This window comes from Variovorax atrisoli 110B, assembly GCF_000382045.1.
Lineage (GTDB): Bacteria > Pseudomonadota > Gammaproteobacteria > Burkholderiales > Burkholderiaceae_C > Variovorax > Variovorax atrisoli.
In genome coordinates this window covers 1-20,244 of sequence record NZ_KB907467.1, presented here as the reverse complement: position 1 = coordinate 20,244, position 20,244 = coordinate 1, and the positions used below count along the sequence as shown (strand labels likewise).

Annotated in this window: 18 protein-coding genes; 3 read left to right on the top strand and 15 right to left on the bottom strand. The window is 67.2% G+C overall.

Annotation, left to right across the window (positions count from 1 at the left end; genetic code table 11):
* Nucleotides 1-4: 4 nt before the first annotated feature.
* The 6 genes from G369_RS0131360 to mdlC form a co-directional block, all read right to left on the bottom strand.
* A complete protein-coding gene (locus G369_RS0131360; RefSeq protein WP_019658038.1) occupies nt 5-928 on the bottom strand; it encodes a ketopantoate reductase family protein in 924 nt (307 codons plus the stop codon).
* On the bottom strand, nt 925-2,358 hold the full coding sequence (locus G369_RS0131355) for an MFS transporter (RefSeq protein WP_019658037.1): 1,434 nt from the start codon (nt 2,356-2,358) through the stop codon (nt 925-927). Before G369_RS0131355 ends, G369_RS0131360 begins: the two co-directional genes overlap by 4 nt.
* A gap of 145 nt (nt 2,359-2,503) precedes the next feature.
* The gene (gene pobA, locus G369_RS0131350; protein WP_019658036.1) at nt 2,504-3,694 is read right to left on the bottom strand and encodes a 4-hydroxybenzoate 3-monooxygenase; all 1,191 of its coding nucleotides are present in this window, start codon (nt 3,692-3,694) and stop codon (nt 2,504-2,506) included.
* Nucleotides 3,695-3,705: 11 nt separating this feature from the next.
* Nucleotides 3,706-4,683 (bottom strand): Bug family tripartite tricarboxylate transporter substrate binding protein, encoded by a 978-nt coding sequence (locus tag G369_RS0131345; protein ID WP_019658035.1) that lies wholly within the window; start codon nt 4,681-4,683, stop codon nt 3,706-3,708.
* A gap of 146 nt (nt 4,684-4,829) precedes the next feature.
* Nucleotides 4,830-6,278, bottom strand: coding sequence for an aldehyde dehydrogenase (locus G369_RS0131340; RefSeq protein WP_019658034.1), 1,449 nt, complete (start codon nt 6,276-6,278; stop codon nt 4,830-4,832).
* Between the two features lie 68 nt (nt 6,279-6,346).
* A complete protein-coding gene (gene mdlC, locus G369_RS0131335; protein ID WP_019658033.1) occupies nt 6,347-7,978 on the bottom strand; it encodes a benzoylformate decarboxylase in 1,632 nt (543 codons plus the stop codon).
* Nucleotides 7,979-8,096: 118 nt separating this feature from the next.
* Here mdlC and G369_RS0131330 point away from each other — a divergent pair, with 118 nt between their 5' ends.
* A complete protein-coding gene (locus tag G369_RS0131330; protein WP_019658032.1) occupies nt 8,097-8,999 on the top strand; it encodes a LysR family transcriptional regulator in 903 nt (300 codons plus the stop codon).
* A 42-nt stretch (nt 9,000-9,041) separates the two neighbouring features.
* Here the strand turns inward: G369_RS0131330 and G369_RS0131325 are convergent, their stop codons facing one another.
* Genes G369_RS0131325 through iaaH form a run of 5 tightly spaced genes read right to left on the bottom strand, consistent with a single transcriptional unit; the run spans nt 9,042 to nt 14,876 of the window.
* Nucleotides 9,042-9,728 carry an ABC transporter ATP-binding protein gene (locus tag G369_RS0131325; protein WP_019658031.1) on the bottom strand — a complete coding sequence of 229 codons (687 nt, stop codon included), beginning with the start codon at nt 9,726-9,728 and terminating at the stop codon, nt 9,042-9,044.
* Nucleotides 9,725-11,461 carry a branched-chain amino acid ABC transporter ATP-binding protein/permease gene (locus tag G369_RS0131320; RefSeq protein WP_019658030.1) on the bottom strand — a complete coding sequence of 579 codons (1,737 nt, stop codon included), beginning with the start codon at nt 11,459-11,461 and terminating at the stop codon, nt 9,725-9,727. Before G369_RS0131320 ends, G369_RS0131325 begins: the two co-directional genes overlap by 4 nt.
* Nucleotides 11,439-12,296 (bottom strand): branched-chain amino acid ABC transporter permease, encoded by an 858-nt coding sequence (locus G369_RS0131315; protein WP_020723392.1) that lies wholly within the window; start codon nt 12,294-12,296, stop codon nt 11,439-11,441. Before G369_RS0131315 ends, G369_RS0131320 begins: the two co-directional genes overlap by 23 nt.
* Nucleotides 12,297-12,298: 2 nt before the next feature.
* The gene (locus tag G369_RS0131310; protein WP_019658028.1) at nt 12,299-13,450 is read right to left on the bottom strand and encodes a substrate-binding domain-containing protein; all 1,152 of its coding nucleotides are present in this window, start codon (nt 13,448-13,450) and stop codon (nt 12,299-12,301) included.
* A 19-nt stretch (nt 13,451-13,469) separates the two neighbouring features.
* Entirely contained in the window at nt 13,470-14,876 is a 1,407-nt protein-coding gene (gene iaaH / locus G369_RS0131305; protein WP_019658027.1) for an indoleacetamide hydrolase, read from the bottom strand.
* A gap of 176 nt (nt 14,877-15,052) precedes the next feature.
* Between iaaH and G369_RS0131300 the strand changes: the two genes are divergently transcribed.
* Nucleotides 15,053-15,949: a helix-turn-helix transcriptional regulator gene (locus G369_RS0131300; protein ID WP_019658026.1), complete on the top strand. Its 897-nt coding sequence runs from the start codon at nt 15,053-15,055 to the stop codon at nt 15,947-15,949.
* A gap of 448 nt (nt 15,950-16,397) precedes the next feature.
* Complete coding sequence (locus G369_RS0131295; RefSeq protein ID WP_019658025.1) at nt 16,398-17,435, top strand: tyrosine-type recombinase/integrase; 1,038 nt, start codon at nt 16,398-16,400, stop codon at nt 17,433-17,435.
* Between the two features lie 10 nt (nt 17,436-17,445).
* Here G369_RS0131295 and G369_RS0131290 read toward each other — a convergent pair whose 3' ends face one another.
* From G369_RS0131290 to G369_RS0131275, 4 genes are all read right to left on the bottom strand, one after another.
* Complete coding sequence (locus tag G369_RS0131290) at nt 17,446-18,402, bottom strand: flavin reductase (RefSeq protein WP_019658024.1); 957 nt, start codon at nt 18,400-18,402, stop codon at nt 17,446-17,448.
* On the bottom strand, nt 18,399-18,767 hold the full coding sequence (locus G369_RS0131285) for a VOC family protein (RefSeq protein WP_038116479.1): 369 nt from the start codon (nt 18,765-18,767) through the stop codon (nt 18,399-18,401). Before G369_RS0131285 ends, G369_RS0131290 begins: the two co-directional genes overlap by 4 nt.
* An 8-nt stretch (nt 18,768-18,775) precedes the next feature.
* On the bottom strand, nt 18,776-19,564 hold the full coding sequence (locus G369_RS0131280; protein ID WP_038116495.1) for an SDR family NAD(P)-dependent oxidoreductase: 789 nt from the start codon (nt 19,562-19,564) through the stop codon (nt 18,776-18,778).
* 24 nt (nt 19,565-19,588) lie between these two features.
* Nucleotides 19,589-20,244: LLM class flavin-dependent oxidoreductase (locus G369_RS0131275; RefSeq protein ID WP_026346790.1), on the bottom strand; the 656-nt coding region annotated here is incomplete at its 5' end.

Genomic DNA, 20,244 nt, shown 5'->3' with positions numbered 1-20,244 from the left:
GGCGTCAGGCGACGGAGCGTGCTTCTGCGAGGCGAACGAGAGACAGCAGGGTCTCCGTGACAGGCAGCTTGATGTTCAGCGGGCCGGCCAGTTCTACGACGGCACCGTTGATGCTCTCCACCTCGGTACGGCGGCCGGCCAGCACGTCCTGCAGCATGGAGGGCTTGTGTCCCCTGTGGTGGTCGATGGCGCTCGCCACATTGGCCCGGCATTTGGCGGCGTCGACGTCGATGCCCAGGCGCAGCGCGACGGACAGCACTTCCGTGACGACCTCGTTCGCGAGGCGGCTGCCGTCGGGCAACCTGCCGAGTTCGTCGACCGTGCAGCCGGAGACCGCGCAGATGCTGTTCAGCGCGGCGTTGAAGGCGACCTTCTCCCAGATCGCCGCCCACACGGTACCGTCGGAGGTGCAATCGAGCCGGGCCTTCGTGAGCACTTCGGCGACCTGGGACACGAAGCAGCGCTCGACGCCGTCGGCCGCCATGAGCCGCACGACGCCCTGGCCGTGGGAGTGCACGTGGCCGGGACCGACCATGTCCGCTGGCCATGTGGTGACGCCGATCAGCACCCGCTCCAGCGGCACGAACTCCGCGATCTTCTCGACATTGCCCAGGCCGTTCTGCAGCGACAGCACATGCACCCCCGGTCCGATCAGGTGCCTCACCCCGGACAGGGCCGCACCGGTGTGCAGTGTCTTGGTGAACACCAGGAGCAGATCGGGGAAGCCGGTGGCGTCTTCCGGTCGCACGGCCTTCAGCGCCGTGACCTGCCGGTCACCGCCGTCGGTCGCCAGGCGAAGCCCCTGGGTGCGGACCGCATCGATGTGCGCGTCGTTCACGTCGATCAGCGTGACTTCGTTGCCCGACTCGGCGAGCAGGCCGCCGAAAAGGGAGCCCATCGCCCCCGCGCCGACGATCGAGATTTTCATGATGACCTCTTCTGTGAAATTCCTTGCGGCGGCGACACGCCCGGCAGGCTCTGGCCTCGACCGCGTTGCAGCAGCACGTCGCGCCCGGGAATGTGCCGGCGCACGATGAGCAGCGCGACCATGGCGAGGAACATCGCCGAGCCCAGCAGCGCCAGATACGCCGTGGCCCCGCCCGCCGTGATCACGGCCGCCCCTGCGAAGGCGCTCAGGATGGCGCCGAGGCGCCCGAAGGCCAGTGCGGATGCAGTGCCCGTCGCCCTGACGCTGGTCGGGTACATGAATGCGCACAGCGCGTACATGGTGGACTGCACCGCGTTCACGAACATGCCGTGCACGCCGAATCCGAAGATGAGCAGGCTGGTCTCCTTTCCGACGTTCAGCGTCTGCAGGGCGAACGCACTGGCGGCCGCGCCTGCACAGCACAGGACCAGCGGCCAGCGCGATCCGAAGCGGGAGATCGCCACCGCGCAGCCCAGCGCGCCGATCACGCCGCCCAGGTTGTAGGCGGTCAGTCCCGATCCGGCGACGCTCATCGAAAGCCCCTCCGAGGCGAGCATCGTCGGCAGCCAGCTGAAGGCGCTGTAGACGGCCGTCAGGCACATGAAGAACGCAGCCCAGGTCGCGAGCGTGTCGCGGGCCAGGCCGTTCGAGAAGAGCGCGCCGAAGCCGGCGCTCTTCTCTGCGTTTGTCTCCGCGGCCTGCTCGGTGGCATCGGTATAGCGGACGTCTCGCGCCATGGGGCGACCCATGCGCGCGAGCAGCCTGCCCAGTTCGCCCCAGCGCGCCGGATGCCGGGCAAGGAAGCGCGGCGACTCCGGCAGCGTGAAGAACAGGAGCACCGCCAGGGCCATCGGGAAGGTGCCGCCGATGAAGAAGAGCGCGCGCCATCCGAAGGCCGGCAGCACTTGTGCGGCGAAGAGGCCCGCCAGCATGCCGCCCAGGGGCACGCACACTATCGTGGCCGTGACGGCGAGCGTCCTTCGGCGCGCCGGGGTGAACTCGGCCGTGACCGTGGTCGAGCTCGGCAGCGCACCGCCGATGCCCAGGCCGGCAATGAATCGAAGCACCGCCACGGTCAGCACGTCGGGCGCAAGGCCGATCGCGCAGGTGGCCGCGCCGAACAGGAAGACGCTCGCGATGACGGCCATGCGGCGGCCGAAGCGATCGGCGAACAGCCCCGCACAGGCGCTTCCGATGCCCATGCCGATCAGGCCCGCCGCCACCGCCGGAACGAAGGCTTCGCGCGTGATGCCCCACTCCTTGATCATCGAAGGAATCGCGAACCCGATGAGCTGGCCGTCGAATCCATCCATCACGATCGAGAGGGCGGCCAGGAAGACCACGAGCTTCTGCATGGTCGTGTAGGGGCCGTCGTCCAGCAGCCGGCCGATGTCGGCATTGCCCTTGAAGGCCGCAGCAGTGGCATTCATGGGCGCCCCCCCGAGCCGGCGGCATTCGCCGAAGGGAAGTGATGGTTCATGTCTTGTCTCCATGTCGGGCGTTCGGCATGGCCTGGCGCCCAGGGGTGGGTCGACTCTTTCCGCTTCCGCTTCTTGGCGAACGGTCGTGCACGGGTCAATGGGCGGGTTCGTCGAACGGCATGCCGACGTAGTTCTCCGCCAATGCGGTCGACGCGGCGCGCGAGCCGGTGATGTAGTCGAGTTCCGCGATCTGCACCTTGTGCTGGAATTCGTCGGCACCCGGGAAGCGATGCAGCATCGAGGTCATCCACCAGGAGAAGCGCTGCGCCTTCCAGATGCGCCGCAGCGCGATGTCGCTATAGCGTTCGAGCAGGTCTTCGCGGCCCGACTTGTAGAACGCCCCGAACGCACGAGCGAGAACGCGCACGTCGGCGACCGCCAGGTTCAGGCCTTTCGCACCGGTCGGGGGCACCACGTGCGCCGCGTCCCCCGCCAGGAACAGGCGGCCGTACTGCATCGGCTCGGTCACGAAGCTGCGCATGCCGACGACGGTCTTGCTGAAGATCTCGCCTTCGATGGGCGCCCAGCCGTCGCGGGTGGCCAGGCGCGCGCGCAGTTCGCTCCAGATGCGGTCGTCCGACCAGTTCTCGATCTTGTCCGTGGGCTCGCACTGAAGGTACATGCGCTGCACTTCGGGCGAACGGGTGCTGACGAGCGCGAAGCCGCGATCGCTCAGCGCGTAGATCAGCTCGTCGGAGGAAGGCGGCGCCTTGCAGAGGATGCCGAGCCAGCCGAACGGATAGAGCCGCTCGAAGCCCTTCAACACGCCCCTGGGAATCGAGGGCCGGCTGACGCCCTGTGTGCCGTCGCAGCCGGCGATGAAGTCGGCCTCGATGGTTTGCAGCTCGCCGCCGGGCTGCCGAAAGCGAACGCTCGGCGAGGTGGAGTCCAGCCCGTGCAGGCTCACGTCCGACACTTCGAACCGGATGTCGCCGCCCGATGCCAGGCGCACCTCCACCAGGTCCTTGATGACTTCGTGCTGCGCGTACACCATCACGGCCTTGCCGCCGGTCAGCTCCGGGAAATCGATGCGGCGGTCGATGCCGTCGAAACGCAGGATCGTTCCTTCATGCCGGAAGCCCTCGCGTTGCATGCGGGCGCCCGCGCCGATTTCCGTCATGAGATCGATGGTCCCCTGTTCCAGCACGCCGGCGCGGATCGTGGCCTCGATCGCCTCGCGGCTGCGCGTTTCCAGGACGATCGACTCGATGCCCTGGAGGTGGAGGATCTGCGAGAGCATCAGCCCCGCGGGGCCTGCGCCGATGATGGCGACTTGCGTTTTCATGAGGTGGACCTTCAGTCGAGGCGGATCTGGTTCTTGCGGATCAGCGCGCCCCAGCGCTCGCGTTCCGCATGCACATAGGAAGTCATCTGCTGCGGCGTGCCGGGCAGTGCTTCGAGCGACAGCGTTTCCAGCCGCGCCTTCACCGGCGTGGAGGCGAGCGCGGCCTGCAGCGTCTTGTTCAGTGCTGCGACCGTTTCGGGCGGAGTCCCCTTGGGAACGACCAGCCCCTGCCAGGCGGACGCATCGAAGCCGCTCAGGCCCTGCTCGGAGAGCGTGGGAACGTCGGGGAAATTCTTCAGGCGTTCCTTGCTGGCCACGCCCAGTGCCTTGAGCTTGCCCGACACCACGTATTGCTGGACCGTGGCGCTGTCCATGAGCGCGAACGGAATCTGGCCTCCCACGAGATCGATGACCGCCGGCGCGCCGCCGCGGTAGGCCACGTGCTGCAGCGCGAGCCCGGTGCGTTCCTTGAACAGTTCCGCGGCCAGGTGCTGGGGACTGCCGGCTCCCGCCGATGCGAAGTTCGCACCGTTGGGGTTGGCCTTGACCCACGCGATGAACTCCTTCAGGTTGTTCGCGGGGTTGCTCGGATGAACGACCAGCAGCAGCGGGAATCTCGCGAGCATGCCCACCGGCACGAAGTCCTTCTCCGCGTCGTACGGCAGTTTGGCGAACAGTGCCGGGTTGGCCGCCAGCGTGGCGAAGTCGGCGGTGAACATGATGTTCCCGTAGTCCTTCGATTTCGCCACGTAGTCGGCGGCGATGTTCGTTGCGGCACCGGGCTTGTTGCTCACGATGATCGTGCGCTTCAACGACTTGCCCATCTCCTCGGCGATCGTTCGCGCCACGGTGTCGGAGCCGCCGCCGGCGGCATAGCCGACGACCCATTCGATCGGCTTTTGATCCTGTGCGAGCGCCACGGCGGGTGCGGCGGCCAGGGTGATCAGGGCGCAGGCGAGTGCCCGGCGGCTCATCGAAGCAAACTTCATTTCTCTTGTCTCCGGTTTTAGGAATCGGGGTGCGGCGGTGTCGCTGCCGCATGCTTTCGCTCGTTCACCTCGGCGCTTTGCCGACGGTGAGATGACGCCCGGCGATGACGCCGGCGCGTCTGTGCGCTTGCGCGCCTGTGCGTGTCCTAGAAGGGGTATTGGCGCGGCGTGGTCTGCACCGTCAGCCAGCGCAGCTCGGTGAACGCCTCCACGCCGGCCTTGCCGCCGAAGCGGCCGATGCCGCTGCCCTTGACGCCGCCGAACGGCATCTGTGCTTCGTCATGGACGGTGGGGCCGTTCACATGGCAGATGCCCGACTCGATGCGCCCCGCCACCTGGATGGCGCGCGCCACGTCGCGGCCGAACACCGCGGCTGCGAGGCCGTACTCGTTGTCGTTGGCGCAGGCAACCGCTGCTTCCACACCGCGGACGCGAACGATGCCCTTCACGGGGCCGAACGCCTCTTCCCGGAAGATGCGCATTTCCGAGGTGACGTGATCGAGCAGCGTCGCGGGCATCAGCGTGTCCTTCGCCTTGCCGCCGATGATGAGCTTGGCGCCCTTGGCAAGCGCATCGTCGATCAGTTCGTTGCAGCGATTGACCGTGCTCAGGTCGACCACCGAACCGAGCACCACGGGCCCCTGCCGCGGATCGCCCAGCGGCAGGCTGGCGGCCCGGGCGCTGAGCTTGGCGACGAACTCGTCGGCGATGCTCTCGTCGACGACGATGCGCTCGGTCGACATGCAGATCTGTCCGGAGTTGGCGAAGGCACCGAACACCGCCGCGTTGACGGCAGCATCGACATCGGCGTCGTCCAGGATGACCAGCGGGGCCTTGCCGCCGAGTTCGAGCACGACCGGCTTGAGGTACTTGGCGCAGGTGGCTGCGATGAGCTTGCCGACGTGGGTCGAGCCCGTGAAGTTGACGCGTCGGACCGCGGGGTGCGCCACCATCGCTTCGACGACGGCGGCGGCGTCCGCGGGCGCGTTGGTCACGAAGTTCACCACGCCCTTGGGAAGCCCCGCCTCCTGCAGCGCCTCGATGATCAGCCCGTGCGTGGCGGGGCAGATCTCGCTGCCCTTGAGAACCACCGTGTTGCCGCAGGCCAGCGGCGTCGCGATGGCTCGCACGGCCAGAATCACCGGCGCGTTCCAGGGCGCGATGCCGAGGACCACACCCGCAGGCTGCCGCACGGCCATGGCCATGTTGCCCGGCACGTCCGAGGGGATGACCTCGCCGCTGATCTGGGTGGTGAGCGATGCGGCTTCCAGCAGCATGCCTGCGGCGAGGTGGACATTGAAACCTGCCCAGATGGCCGATGCGCCGGTCTCGGCGGCGACGGCCGCGGCGAAGGCCTCGGCCTTGGCTTCCAGCGCGTGCGAAGCCTTCATGAGCAGCGCCCTGCGTTCGCTGGGGCCGGTGGTCGACCAGGTCCTGAAGGCCTCGGCTGCGGCATCCACCGCGGCAATGGCGTCCTGCGTCGTCGCCGCGGGTGCGATCGTCGCCACGCTGCCGTCCAGAGGGTTGCGCCGCTCAAAGGTTGCGCCGTCGCGGGCGTCCGTGCGCTCGCCATTGATCAACATCGAAATCTTCATCGGCTTGTCTCCGTAGGATGGTTTGAAAAAATTCCTCCCGCCTTTGGACGCGGGAACGATCGGCAAGGTCAGGCGACCCGGACCTCCACGACACAGGGCACGTCGCTGGCCAGGGCCTCGTCGAGCGCCTTGCGCAGATCGGCCGGGTCGGTCACGCGCACTGCGGCGCATCCCATTCCCTTGGCGAGCGACGGGAAGTCGAGGTCGGGCAGTTCGGTGCCCTGCACGACGTCGGTGGGCGAGAAGCCGAACACCGGCGCAAAGTCCTGCAGGGCGGCGTACCGCCGGTTGTTCAGGATCACGAAGGTGATCGGCAGCTTGTTCTGAGCAGCGCTCCAGAGCGCCTGGATGGAGTACATGCTCGATCCGTCGCCGATCAGGCAGATGACCCGGCTGCCGGGCTTGCCCAATGCAACGCCCACGGACGCAGGCATGCCGTAGCCGAGGCCGCCGCTGTCCATCGTGTAGAAGGTCTCGCTGCGGGTGAAGGGCAGGTGGGCCTGCATCACGGGCCGTGCGCTCGGCGCCTCTTCGACCACGATGTGTTCCGGCTTTTTTGCTTCCGCGAGCGTTTGCAGCACGTAGGCGACCGACATCAGCGGCGTCGGCTCCGCACGCGCTGCGGCCTTTCTCGCGGGGGGCAGAGGACGCGTCTTCTTCGGCGGCACGGCGAGCAGGTCCAGCAATCCCAGCCGGATGCTGCCGACGGCCGAGATGCCGACGGGCGCCCAGGCCGCGGTGTCCGGGTCCTCGGTCAACTGGCACAGCGCTGCGCCGGCGGGCACATGAGGGCCCGCGCCTTCGACGTGATAGGCGAAGGCCGGCGCGCCGATGGCGAGGATGAGATCGTGGCCTTCGAGCAGTTCGACGATGCGCTCGCGCATGGCGGGAAGGAAGCCGGCGAACAGGCGATGGTCTTCCGGAAAGCTGCAGCGTCCGGACATCGGCGCGACCCACACGCGGGCGTTGTGGGCTTCCGCCAATGCGACGACTTCGTTCCACGCGCCGTCCCGATCGGCGGCGGCGCCCACCACGAATGCCGGGCGCTCGCTTGCCTCCAGCGCGGCCGAGATCCGGGCGATGAGCTCGGGCTCCGGACGTGTCCGGGTGCTCACGGCCCGGGTCGGAACCCGCTCGGTGTGCTGGTCCCAGTCGTCCACGGGCACCGACACCAGCACCGGACCGCAAGGCGGCATCATGGCCAGGTAGTAGGCCCTGGCGATCGCGAGCGGCACGTCTTGCGCGCGGGCCGGTTCGATGCTCCATTTGACGTAGGGCTTCGGCAGCTCGGTGGCCTGGGCCGACGACAGGAACGGGTCGAACGGAAGGATCGAACGCGCCTGCTGCCCGGCGGTGATCACCATCGGCGTGCGGTTCTTGAAGGCCGTGAAGATGTTGCCCATGGCGTTGCCGACGCCGGCCGCCGAATGGAGATTCACGAACGACGCGTTCCGGGTCGCCTGCGCGTAGCCGTCCGCCATGCCCACGACGCAGGCCTCCTGCAGGCCGAGGATGTAGCGGAAATCGCTGGGGAAGTCGCGGAACATCGGCAGCTCGGTCGACCCCGGATTCGCGAACACGGAGGTCATTCCGAAGCGGCGCATGAGGTCGAACACGGCCTCGCGAACGGTGATGCTGCCCGCGGCGGTGGTGGGGTGTGCGGGCGTCGCGGCAGCGGCGTGCGGTGCGGATCCGGTCATTGCGTGTTTCTTCCTGCTGTGCACCGCGAACTCGCAATGCTGTCTCGATGGCGGGAGTGTGGAATCGCGCTCCCATCTTGAAAATTGCCTTTTCGAGAAAAAGTCATTACCGTTTGGCATGACTTTCGATCTACAGCAACTCGTCGCCTTCAACGCCATCGTTTCGTCGGGAAGCCTCGGGCGAGCGGCCGACGCGCTCAACATCACCCAGCCCGCACTGAGCCGCACGATCCGCAGGCTGGAAGAACAGGCCGGGGCGCCGCTGTTCGAGCGCCACTCGAAGGGGATGCAGCTCACTGACGTGGGCCGCGCGCTGCAGCCGCATGCGCTGCTGCTGCAGCGCGAATCGGAGCACGCGAGCGAGAACATCAAGGCCATGCTCGGGCTGGCGAAGGGCACGATCCGCGTCGGCGCGGTCGGCAGCATCGCCTGCCTCGTGCTGCCTTCGGCCATTGGCCGGACCTGCAGCAAGTGGCCCAACCTTCAGGTCCAGATCATCGAAGGCGTCTGGGACCGGCTGGCGGACGCGCTCGTCTCGCACGAGATCGACCTGGCGCTCGGGGTCGACACGGAGGACACGGCCGAGATCGTTGCCGTGAAGGACTGCAGATGGGAGGACACCAGCTACGTCGTGGCCGGCCGCCACCACCCGCTGCGCAAGAAACGCAAGCTCAAGCTGTCAGACACCCTGGGCGAGCGCTGGGCGATCCTTCCGAAGGGAACGGGGCCGTTCGAGCACATGAAGAGCGTGTTCGCACGGCAGAACCTGGCGCTGCCCAACGTGGTCGTCGAGACGCGCTCGGTCATGGCGCTCAAGAGCCTGATCGGGCATTCGGGCTTTCTCGGCTGGATGCCGGCGCCGATGTATGACGCCGAGCGAAAGGCCGGGCTGATCGATGCGCTCGACATTCCGGGCGCGAGCGACAGGAGAATGCTGACCGCCTTTCGCAGGCGCTCCGGCATGCTGCCGGGCCCCTCCGTCAAGCTGCTCGAGGAGCTTCGCGCGCTGACGGCAGCCTGAAGAAACAGTAGGCAACACGCGTCGCGCCTCGAGCAAGGACGCTCACACCACCATGTGCTGCTCGATCCGCTCGCGGCCCAGGGCGGCGAAGCTGCCCTGCAGGACGACCTCGCCGTGGTCCAGCACCAGCACCGAGTCGGCAAAGGCCGCCACGAACTCCAGGTTCTGCTCGACGATGATGAATGAATCGCCGGCGGCCTTCCTGCGATTGACCATCGCGGCCATCCGGTCGATGTTCTCCGGCTGGACGCCCTCGGTGGGTTCGTCGAGCATCGAGAGCCTGGCCTGCAGTCCCATGGTCCGTGCGAAGGACAGCAGCTTGCGCTCGCCGCCGCTGAGCGAGCCCGCCCGCTGGGCGAGCCGGCGCTGAAGCAGCGGGAAGTGCTGGAAGACCTCCTCGTACCGTTCGGCCTTCCGGTCGTCGAGGTGCAGCCACAGGTTGTCCGCCACCGTCAGCTCGCCGAACACGACGTTCTCTTGCGGCGCGAATGCGATTCCCAGGCCGAGGCGCGCGTGCAGCGGCCGGTCGCCGAGAGCCTGGCCTTTCCATTCGATATCGCCGCTCGTGAGCGGCAACTGGCCAGCCAGGGCCTTCATCAGCGTGCTCTTGCCGACGCCGTTTCTTCCCACGATGGCGAGCGCATGACCGGGCCGGATTTCTCCGGACACTCCGCGGACCACGACGGTGTCGCCGTAGCCGCATACCAATTCCTTGAAGACCAGAGTCATTTGCGACCTCCCGCATACACCGCCCGCACCGCTGCGCTGGCCTGGATGTCCGCGAGCGAACCCTTGTCGAGAAGGCGCCCCTGGTGCAGCACATACACGTCGCCGCCCATGGCATCCACCGCCGTGATGTCGTGCTCGATCAGCAGCGCAGCCGCACCGATCCGGCTCACCAGGGCCTTGATGGCATCGATCATCTGATGGGTCTCGCCGGGCGACAGGCCCGCGCAGGGCTCGTCCAGCAACACCAGCTTCGGCTCGGGAAGTAGCGTCATCGCCAGTTCCAGCGCTTGCCGATGCCCTTGCGCCAGAGTGCCGGCCGGTGCGTCGAGTTGCGACGCGAGGGCGGGAAACTCCTGCAGGATCTCGGCGAGAAGGCTGGTGTGCCACCCCAGCGTGGCCCGTCTCAGCGTGTCGACGGCGGATGCCCGTCCGGCCCACACGGCCAGGCCCAGGTTCTCGCGCACCGTGAGGTCGGGAAAGACCGATGGCACCTGCATCTTGCGTCCGATGCCCTTGCGCGCCACGCGCCATGCAGACAACCCGCCGATATCGTGGCCGTTGAGCGTGACGCCTCCGCCCAGAAGCGGAAGTCGCCCTGTGATGACGTTGAACGAGGAAGTCTTGCCCGCGCCATTGGGACCGATGACGCAGCGGATGCCGGGCCCGCTGAGGGCCAGGGAAAGCCCGTCGAGAATCGTCACGCCCGACTGGGCCGTCTTCACCCCATCGAGGGTCAGGGAGACGGGCGCCGTGGTCGTGGCTGCTTCATGCGTGGCGGGGGCGGGTGAATCTTCGCTGTGGCGCGGATCGGCCCGGCGCTTCAGCAGACCGGCGACGCCGTTCGGCAGGAACAGCACCACGACGATGAAGAGGGCCGCCACGGCGACTTCCCAGTAGAGGAACTGCTCACGAAGCTCGGCGGACGCGTAGCCGACCACGGTGGCACCGAGCAACGGCCCCAGCGAACTCCCCTTCCCTCCGACGGCGGCCCAGATCACGAACTCGGTCGAGAGGATGAAGCTCATCGCCTGCGGGGTCACGATGCCCTGGTGGGCGGAGAACAATGCACCTGCCGCTGCAGCGAGCAAGCCGGAGAACGCATAGGCGTTCGCCTTGACCCGGTCCGTTGCGTACCCGAGCAGCTGAAGCCGCTCCTCGTTCTGCGCCACCGCCTCCCAGATCACCCCGATGGGCCGGGCCGCCAGCATCGCGAGAACGAGCGTCGAGATGACCGCGACCGCCGCCACGAGCCAGTACAAGGTCTCGTAGCGGGCCGTGCCGGGAATGTCGGGAATGTCCGTCATGCCGTTGAAGCCGCCGGTGAGGCCGCTCCACTGCTGCGCCGCCAGGAAGCCCAGCATCGTCAGCGCAAGCGTGATGAGCGAGAAGTAGGGGCCGCTGCGCGAGCTTCTGGCGAAGACCAGGCGCGCGATGACGTAGGCGAGCAAGGCCGGCGCCACCACGGCGAGCGGCAGCGCCAGGTACAGGGCGGGGTTCGACTCCGCGCCCTTGAGCATTCCGCCGAACAGGTAGGCACCCAGCCCGAAGAAGAGCGCGTGCCCCAGGGGCAGGAATCCGAGGCGCCCCCAGCAGAGGGCCACGCCCTGCGCAGCGATCCCGTAGATCAGGAACAGGGCGATCTGGTACGCCACGAACTCGCTGGACGCGAACGGCAGCGCAACCAGGACCGCGGCCAGGAAGGCCGCCGATTTAGCGTCGCGAAAAAAGGCCATTGGGCTTGAGCCACAGAAAGAGGATTGAGAGCATCAGCACGACCGCGTAGCCGCTGGTCTGCCCTGCCACGCTGCTGACGATGGCCTGCGAGCCGCCGATGATTCCGACGCCGCCGAACATGCCGCCCAAGGTCCCGAGCCCGCCGACGACCAGCACGAAGAAGGCGTCCAGCAGGTAGTCGACACCGATGCCCGGTTCGATGCGGATCAGCGGCGCAAGCAGCACGCCGGAAAGGCCGGCGAACACGACCCCGATGACGAAGGCCTGCGAAGCGAGCCGCCGGGTATTGATGCCCAGCGCCTGCGCAAGAACGGGATTCGCCGTCATGGCGCGCACTCGAAGCCCGGCCGCACTGCGCCGATACCAGAGGAAGAGCCCCGCCATCACGACCACTGCCAGAGCGATCAGCGCGAGGCGATAGGCCGGGTACTGCGAACCGAAGACCATCATCGGTTCGGTCAGCGACGATTCGACGTTCCGGTACTCCCTGCCGAAGACTGCTTCGACCAGCTTTCTCAGGAGCATGGCCAGCGCCCAGGTCGCGAGCAGCGTGTCGAAGGGCCGCGAATAGAGCGGCCGTATGAGCCAGCGCTCCACCACGTACCCGAGCGTGCCGCACACCACCACCGCCAGGGGAACCGCTGCCACCAGCGGCAGCCCCAGCTTCTGCACCGTCACCACCGAATAGGCCCCGAGCATCACGAACTCCCCGTGCGCCATGTTCATGACGCCGAGCAGGCCGAAGACGATCGCCAGGCCCAGCGTCGTGAGTGCGAGCGTGGCCAGTTCGTAGGCCAGGTTCAGGCCGTGCAGCAGGATGTTGCCATCGAGCATGTTCAGACCTTGCACGTCTGGCCCGCGCCGACCTTCGGGAAGGTCTTCACCACGCGGAAGCCCTTGTCCGTGACGTCGGCCACGTAGATGTCCTGCTCCACGTGGCGCGCCTTGACGGTCACCGCGCCCCTCGGACCGCTGTAGGTCGTTCCTTCGGAGGCGGCATCGAGCTTCGCCGGCTCCAGGCTGCCTGCCTTCTTCGCGAGCGCTTCGAGCATCAGGAAGCCTTCGTAGGTCGATTCGGCAAGGCCGTTCAATGCCGGCGCGTTCGCGCCGTTGGCCTTGGCATAGTCCGCGGCGAAGGCCTTCGCCGCGGGCGTGTCGATGTTCGCGAAGTAGCCTGAGCTCGAATAGAGATTGCGCGCGTTGGCGAAGCCGATGCCTGCCAGCGTGTTCTCGTCGATCAACGTGCCCAGGCGAATCGCCTTGTCCGAAAGGCCGAAGCTCGCGAACGACTTGTTGAAGGTCACCGAAGCGCCACCGACCAGCGACACGAGCACGGCGTCGGCGCCGCTGTCGCGGATGCGCGCGAGGCTCGCATCGAAGTTGTCGACGGTGAAGGGCAGGTACTCGTCCCCGACCACCTTGGCGCCGGTCTTCTCGATGTAGGCCCTGGCGGTGGCGTTGGTGTTGCGCCCCCAGATGTAGTCGTTGCCGATCATGTACCACTTGGTCGGCTTGCGTTCGGCCGCCAGCCATGGGATCACGGGCTCGAGCTGCTGCTGCGGCGTCTCGCCCTTGACGTAGGTACCCTTCGCGCACTCCCCGCCTTCGTAGACGGGCGTGTAGAAGTACGGCACCTGGCCCTTGAAGAGGCCCACGAGCGCACCGCGCACTGCGCTGTCGTGCATGCCGATGACGGCACCCGCCTTCTGACCCTTCCAGAGCTTCAGCGCAGCCTGGCCCGCTTCCGCAGGCGCGAGGCCCGCGTCGCCGTAGAGAAGCTCGATCTTGCGGCCCAGCACACCGCCTCGCGCGTTCAGGGCCGTAGCGGCCATCTCGGCGCATGCCTTGCATGACGGACCGAACAAGCCCCCGGGCCCGCTCTGGGGAATCATCACGGCCACCTTGAGCGGGTCGGCCGCGAAGGCCGTGGGCAGTGCGGAAGCTGCCCCTGCGGCCAGCGTTGCTTGCAGGAAATGACGACGATCCATGGAATGCTCCTTCGGGATTTCAGTTGGGCGTTGTGAGTTGAGGGGCAGGCGCAAGCGCGGACTGGACGGCTTCGGCGATCGCCAGAAGCCGGCGGTCGGAATCGATGGGGCCGTCGAGCGCGAGGCCCACCGGCAGGTTGTTCGCAAGTGCCAGCGGGATGGTCGCGCCGGGCAACGAGGCGTTGCTGCCGGGGTCTGTGTTGCGAATGAATGTCCCGAAGGTGGGCTGCTGCGTGCCGTTCAGGTCGACCGTTTCGTCTTCGCCGACGAGGGCAGCAACCCGCGGCGTCGTGGGGAACACCAGCGCTTCGATCCGGTGCGATTCGAATGCCTGCGCGTAGAGCGCCTGCATCTTCGCCCTCGCCTGGAGAGCGCTCTCGTAGACGTCCTCGGGAATGCCGCCGCCGGTCAGGAGGGTACCGACGGCACCGCGCACGTCAGGACTGCCGACGGCTGCGATCATCTCCTCGAGCGTGACGCCGCGCCCGCGCGCCTCGAGATACTTGCGCATGTCACGCACGAACTCGAAGAACACCACCGGGAAGCTGACACTGGCATTGAGCTCGCTCAGGGCGGACATGTCGACATCCACGAGTTCGACACCGGCCTGCCGCAGCGTATCGAGCGCGGATTCGGCGACCTGTTCCACTGCGGGCTCCAGGTCGTTCCAGAACGGACGCCTCGGGAGGCCAAGGCGCAGCCCCTGGAGCGTCAGTTTCATCCGGCCGTCCTTGGCGCCTGTCATCACCTCGTCGAGAAGGGCGCAGTCCGCCATGGTGTAGGCCAGCGGCCCGGCAGTGTCGCGAGTGAGCGAAATTGGTGCGATGCCCAGGGCCGGCACGCGCCCGACCGTCGGCCGGAAGCCGCTGACCCCGCAGAGGGCCGCCGGGACGCGGACCGACCCGCCCGTGTCCGTTCCGATGGAGGCGGGAACGATGCGCGCGCCGACCACGGCACCCGACCCTCCGCTGCTGCCGCCGGGGATCCTGGTGCGGTCCCAGGGGTTTCTGACGGCTCCGGTGACCGCGTTGTTGGTGGTGATGCCGAACGCCAGCTCGTGCATGCCCACCTTGCCCGCGATCACGGCTCCTGCGGCCCGAAGGCGCGCGACCAGCTCCGCATCCGCCCGGGGCTGCTTTCCGTTCAATGACGCCGTACCGGCCCCACAGGCCATGCCGGCCGCCTCGATGTTGTCCTTCAGCGCGATGGGAATGCCCAGCAGGGGGAGGCGCTCGCCGGCGGCAAGACGGCGGTCCGCGTCGCGTGCTTCTTTTCGCAACGCCTCGGGATCGAAGCTGACCCACACGTTGAGGTCGCTAAAGGCTTGAGACCGTGCGATGCAGGCCTCGGCCAGATCCAGGCTTGAAACGGATGCTCCATCAAGGAGCTTGCGAATGGCAGAGAGAGGAAGGTCGATCGCGTGCATGGCTCGTTCAGCGTTTGGTGACGATTCAATGTACGCAGCGGGGTTTTGTCGGGGACCTATAGAAATCGTTAGGGGGGCCGCTCGCCGCGCGGAGCATAGGGTCAGACCCGACTGGCGAAAACCACAGCGCTGCCTAGCATTGGCGCCCCGCGCATGAAGCTTGCTTGGAATCGACCATGCACCTCTCCACCATCCAGACCAGGGCCCTGTCGGACCTCATGCGCCTCGTCGCGAACGCGACCGACGGCGACGAGTTGCGCGAGCGCATGGCGCTGCCGATGCTCGATCTCCTTCGTGCCGATACCTACGTGTCGATGGTGTGGGACGGCGAAAGGCAGCGCTTCGGCCGGACGACCGCGCTCAACATGTCCGAGGAGAACCTGAGGTCCTGGGACGACTACTTCCGCTTCGTGGACCCGCTGACCTACCCCATGATGCAGCGCCGCAAGCCGACCCTGGCAACGCAGGTGCTCTGCCAGACAGACCTGTCGCGCACGGAGTTCTTCAACGACTTCCTTCGTCGCGACCGCATGTACTGGGGAGTGAACGTCTATTTCTACGATCGCGAGCGGTGCGTCGGGGACGTTCGCATCTGGCGTAATCGGGAGCGGGGGAACTTCGATGCGGGCGAGATCGAGATCCTGAACCTCGTCGAGCCGGCCATCACCGCCGCGCTTTCACGGCTGGGCTGGAAGGAGTCCGCACCTGCCATCGAGCAAGGTGAATCCGCAGAGGCAACACTGCAGCGCGAAGGACGCCTGAGCAAGCGCGAGGCCGAGGTGGCGTGGCTGGTCAGTTGCGGCTGTCCCGACAAGGAGATCCAGAGCCGGCTCGGGCTCGAATATCCAACGGTCCGCTTCCATCTGGGCAACGCGTTCAAGAAACTGCGCGTGGCCAATCGATCGGCGCTCGTCGGCCGGGTTCGGGCGCTGCTGGCTCACCAGGAGCATGGAGCCGCGGCGGCAGACATGCCGATGCCTGCCGCGCCAGCAGAAGACCTTGCGACCCCTTCCGCATTCGCGACGCAGGTGATGCGACAGCGCAGCGCCTCACAACAGATTCGCCCCAACTGATCTCTTGCGCCTGGTGTGGCGCAGGCCCGGGTGCCAGGTCGTGCATCGGCTTGACGGTGCTGCGTGTCGCTGGGCAGCACTCGTTCGCACGGTGATGCCCCGGGCGCGTGTACGTCGAAGAGGGCCGCCAGCAAGCACTGGTGCGAAGGCCACTGCACACGCATCACTGTCGGAGCGATCGATATACGAAGACAGAGATGGTCTCGTGGGCGTGTCATTGCCTGCCGATCGGCTCTGACTGCGTGTTGTGTGGCTCGACCCTCTCCTGAGTGCTTTCCAAGCCCCTGGATCACCTGTTCTCATCTCTGCGGCACTAATAATTAGACTAACGGCACACACAGTTAGTCGAACACCCAAAGACAAGCTGCTCATCCCAAAACGGCAATCCAACTTCCACCCAATAAACGCCTGCCGTTAGTATGTTTATCCGAAAGACGCCCCCATCCCTATGCCGGCAGGCCTGACCTTCTCCCTTTTCGATGACGCGCCGCCGCCTCGGCACGCGGCCGTGTTCAAGGAAGCCTTCGAGGCCTGGCTGGCAGACCAGCGTGGATCCGGGCTGCTTCGCCGCGAGGGCTCGGTCGCCGTGTACGAGGACATGTGGGAGGCGTTCGCGGCATGGTGCCTTGGCCAGTCGCCGGTGGTCGCCCTGCCCTCGCTCGATCTGGCCGACCTGCAGGCCTTCCAGGCGGCGCGCTTCGGTCGCAAGACCTCCGACCTGTCGCTCACGCCGCGCTATGCGTTGCGCCTGATGCGCCTGATCGACCGGGTCCTGCGCCACCATGCCTCGCGCAACGAAACCCCACCCAACACGGCAGCAGCGGACTGGATCAAGGCGAACCCCGAGATGCGCTACGCCGATGCCGCGCACGCCGATCCTTTGCCCGACTACCTCTCGGTGGGAGAGGCCCGGCAGCTCATCGCATTCCTGTCTGCAGCGCGGCCGCGGCCAGGAGCGTCGCGAGACGCACTGGCCGCGATGACGTGGCAGGAAGTGCGCAACAGGGCTTCGGTTGCCCTGCAGCTGGGCGCAGGCCTGACGCCAGGGGACGTGCGCGCGCTGACGCTGGAGTCGGTGATCGCGCATGCCGGCCGCGTGAGTGAACGCCCGTGGAAGCTGCTGGTGCCTGGCAACGGCAATTCACCTGCCCGCGAGACCCCCATCGCCCCCTGGGCCGGAGAACTGCTTCAGCACTGGCTCACCGTGCGTGCAGACGCCGGCATCACGGGCCCATTCATCTTCCCTTCCACGCGCACCGGCAAACAGTGGCAGAAGCCCTCCCAATACGAGTGCGCAAAACGCGTGCTCGAGGAAGCAGGCATGGACTCGCGCGAGGGCGGGTCGTTCCGGCTGCGGCATACCTTCGCGTTGCGGCAGCTGCGGCGGGGCACGTCGCCGCAGCAGGTGGCAGCCTGGCTGGGGATCGAGGCGGCGAAGATGAAGCGCTACGAGCGGGTGCTGCCCGGAGTGATCGACGTCGTTTGAGCGAAGGTCGTCAAGACGCCAGCTGCGCGCCATCCCCCTTGCGCAGCACGAAGATGAGTTCGTCCAGCGCCCCCGCAGCGCCATCCGCATCGCGCGCCCGCAGGCGCTGCACCACCTTGCGCCGAAGCGGAAACACGTCGGGGCGTGGATGCGCCGGAATCACGTGCGTCATGCGTTCGCGCAAGACGGCGGTCATCGTCTGGGCCATGAGGCGCAGTGCCTCGTTGTGCCCCGCCTGCGCGATCGACGAGAAGAAGCTCGCCATCGCATCGATGCGCTGCGGCAGCGCGCCGACGTCCTGGTGCTTCTCGATGCCGTCGACGGCGGCCTCGATCGCATCCACCTCGGCGTCGGTGGCCCGCTCGCACGCCAGGCGCAGCAGCGTGCCGTACAGCGCACGGTAGGCCTCGTCGATGTCGGCGGTGCCGAGCTTGCCGTCGACGACGAGCTTGCGCAGCGACTCTGCCAGCATCATGTAGGCGCCCTTGTAGAACACGAGGGCATGGTCGGAGCAGCCCGGCGTCATGTGCCTGACCTCGCCGATGAAGATCACATGGTCGCCCGCCTCGTGCCGCGCATGCACGCTGCATTCGAAGCTGGCCAGGCAGTCGTCGACGAGCGGCGTGCCCAGCGGGCCCCTGCGCCAGGCCACGCTCTCGAACTTGTCGGCGATCCTGCTCGACGCAAACCGGCCCGAGAGTGCGTCCTGGCTCTGCGACAGGATGTTGATCGCGAAGGCGCCGGATTCCACGAAGGTCGGCAGCAGGCTGCTGGCCTTGCGCAGGCTGAACAGCACCAGGGGCGGCTCCAGCGAGACGGAGCTGAACGAATTGCAGGTCAAGCCCGCAGGGCTGCCATCGGCCTTGCAGGTGGTGACGACGGCCACCCCCGTCGGGAAGCAGCCGAGCAGCTGGCGGAACAACTTGGGGTCGATGGCCTCATCGGCCTGTGGCATGGCGAGGCTCATGGCGTCGGCGTCCCCTGGCGCTTGAAGAGTTGAACGATGTTGCCTTCGGGGTCGCGCAGCGACAGCACGGCGCCGTGGGCGCCCATGTCGCGCGTTCCCAGCACTTCGCCGCCGCTGGCCGCGATGCGCTCGTGCGCGCCGTCGAAGCTGTCCACCTCGAACACCATCACCATGCCCGAGACGGCGGGCGCCGCTTCTTCGCGGCAGGCGAGCGCGACGCTCGTGTTGCCGACGCCGTACTGGATCCACCGATCCTTGTCACGGAACTTCAGCTGCAGTCCCAGCGCGGACTCATAGAAGGAATGGAGTTCGGCCGGCCGCTCGGCCACCACGAACACGTTCTGCAGGCGCTTTGGCGATTCCATGGCTGGGCTCACTGTGCGGGGTTGTTGTAAAGGTTGTTGAGCGAGGCCTTGAGGAAGCCGCCATCGGCCACGATGTCCTCGCCGTTGATGTAGCTGGACGCATCGCTGGCGAAGAACGCCACGATGCCGCCGATGTCCTCCGGCCGGCCGATGCGGCGCGCCGGGATCTTCGAGACCCGGCTCTCCAGCATGCCCTCCTGGCTGTAGTGCACCTCAGAGAGGGGCGTGCGGATCATCCCCGGGCTCACCGAGTTGGCCCGGATGCCGCGCGGTCCCCACTCCACCGCCATCTGCTGCGTCAGTGCGCGCAGACCGGCCTTGGTCGCGCCATAGGCGACTGCGCGCGTCGGCGAGCGGGCGGAGATGGATGCCACGTTGACGATGCTGCCGGCCTGCGCCTCGAACATCATCGGCACCAGCGCCTGGGCGCACAGCAGCGCGCCACGCAGGTTCACCCGGAACACGCGGTCCCACTCGTCGATGGGAAAGTCCTCGAGCGCCGCGGGCGACGCGGTGATGCCGGCGTTGTTGACCAGGACATCGCAGCGACCGAAGGCCGTGCGCACCCTCGAAGCCATGAGGGCGACCGACGCGGGATCGGCCACGTCGCAGCGCATCGCGAGCATGCCGTTCGCCTCGACCGGCACTTCGGACTCTTCGGGAAAGAGGACGTCCAGCTGCACCACCTGCGCACCCATGGCGCGAAGGTGCTCGCAGATCGAAAGGCCGATCCCCCTGGAGGCGCCCGTGACCACGGCCACGCGGCCGCGCAGCGAAGCGCCGTCGAAAACAGTCATGCTCGACATGTGCGAGTGCGTGCCTCAGGCTGCCACGGCGTTCATCGACTCGACCTCCTTGCGGATCGCCGGGATGATCCTCTCGCCCCACAGCTCGATCTGCCTGAGCATCGTCTTCTGGTCGAAGTCGCCCAGCTGCGTCTGCAGCGCGATGTGCTTCGGGCGCAGGATGCTGATCTCCTCCAGCATCTTGTCGATGACCTCGTTGACCGAGCCCACCGGCAGGTTCTTTCGCAGCTGCTCCATCGTCGGGTCCGTCTCCGAGGGCACCTCCTTGATCATGTAGCCGTCGTCCGACTGCGAACGACGGAACTTCAGGCTCTCGGAGATGCGACGCTGGAAGCGCGCGCAGTCCAGGTACGCATCGATCTCCGCCTTGCTGTCCGAAGCGTACGCACAGCGCAGGAAGCCGAACTTCACGTCGCGGTCCAGGTCCTTGCCGTTGTCGCCCGCGACCTTGTCCAGCCTCTGGCGCAGCTCACCGATGGCATCGTTGCCCTTGAGCAGCGCGGTCACGAACAGGTTGTGGCCCTCGCGCACCCCGCGCCCCAGCGTGACCGGGTTGCCCGAGGTGATCCACAGCGGCGGCATCGGGTCCTGCAGGCAGCGCACCGCGATCGAGCTCGGCGGCAGCTTCAGGTGCTCGCCGTCGTACGCCACGATCTTCTGCGTCAGGCCCT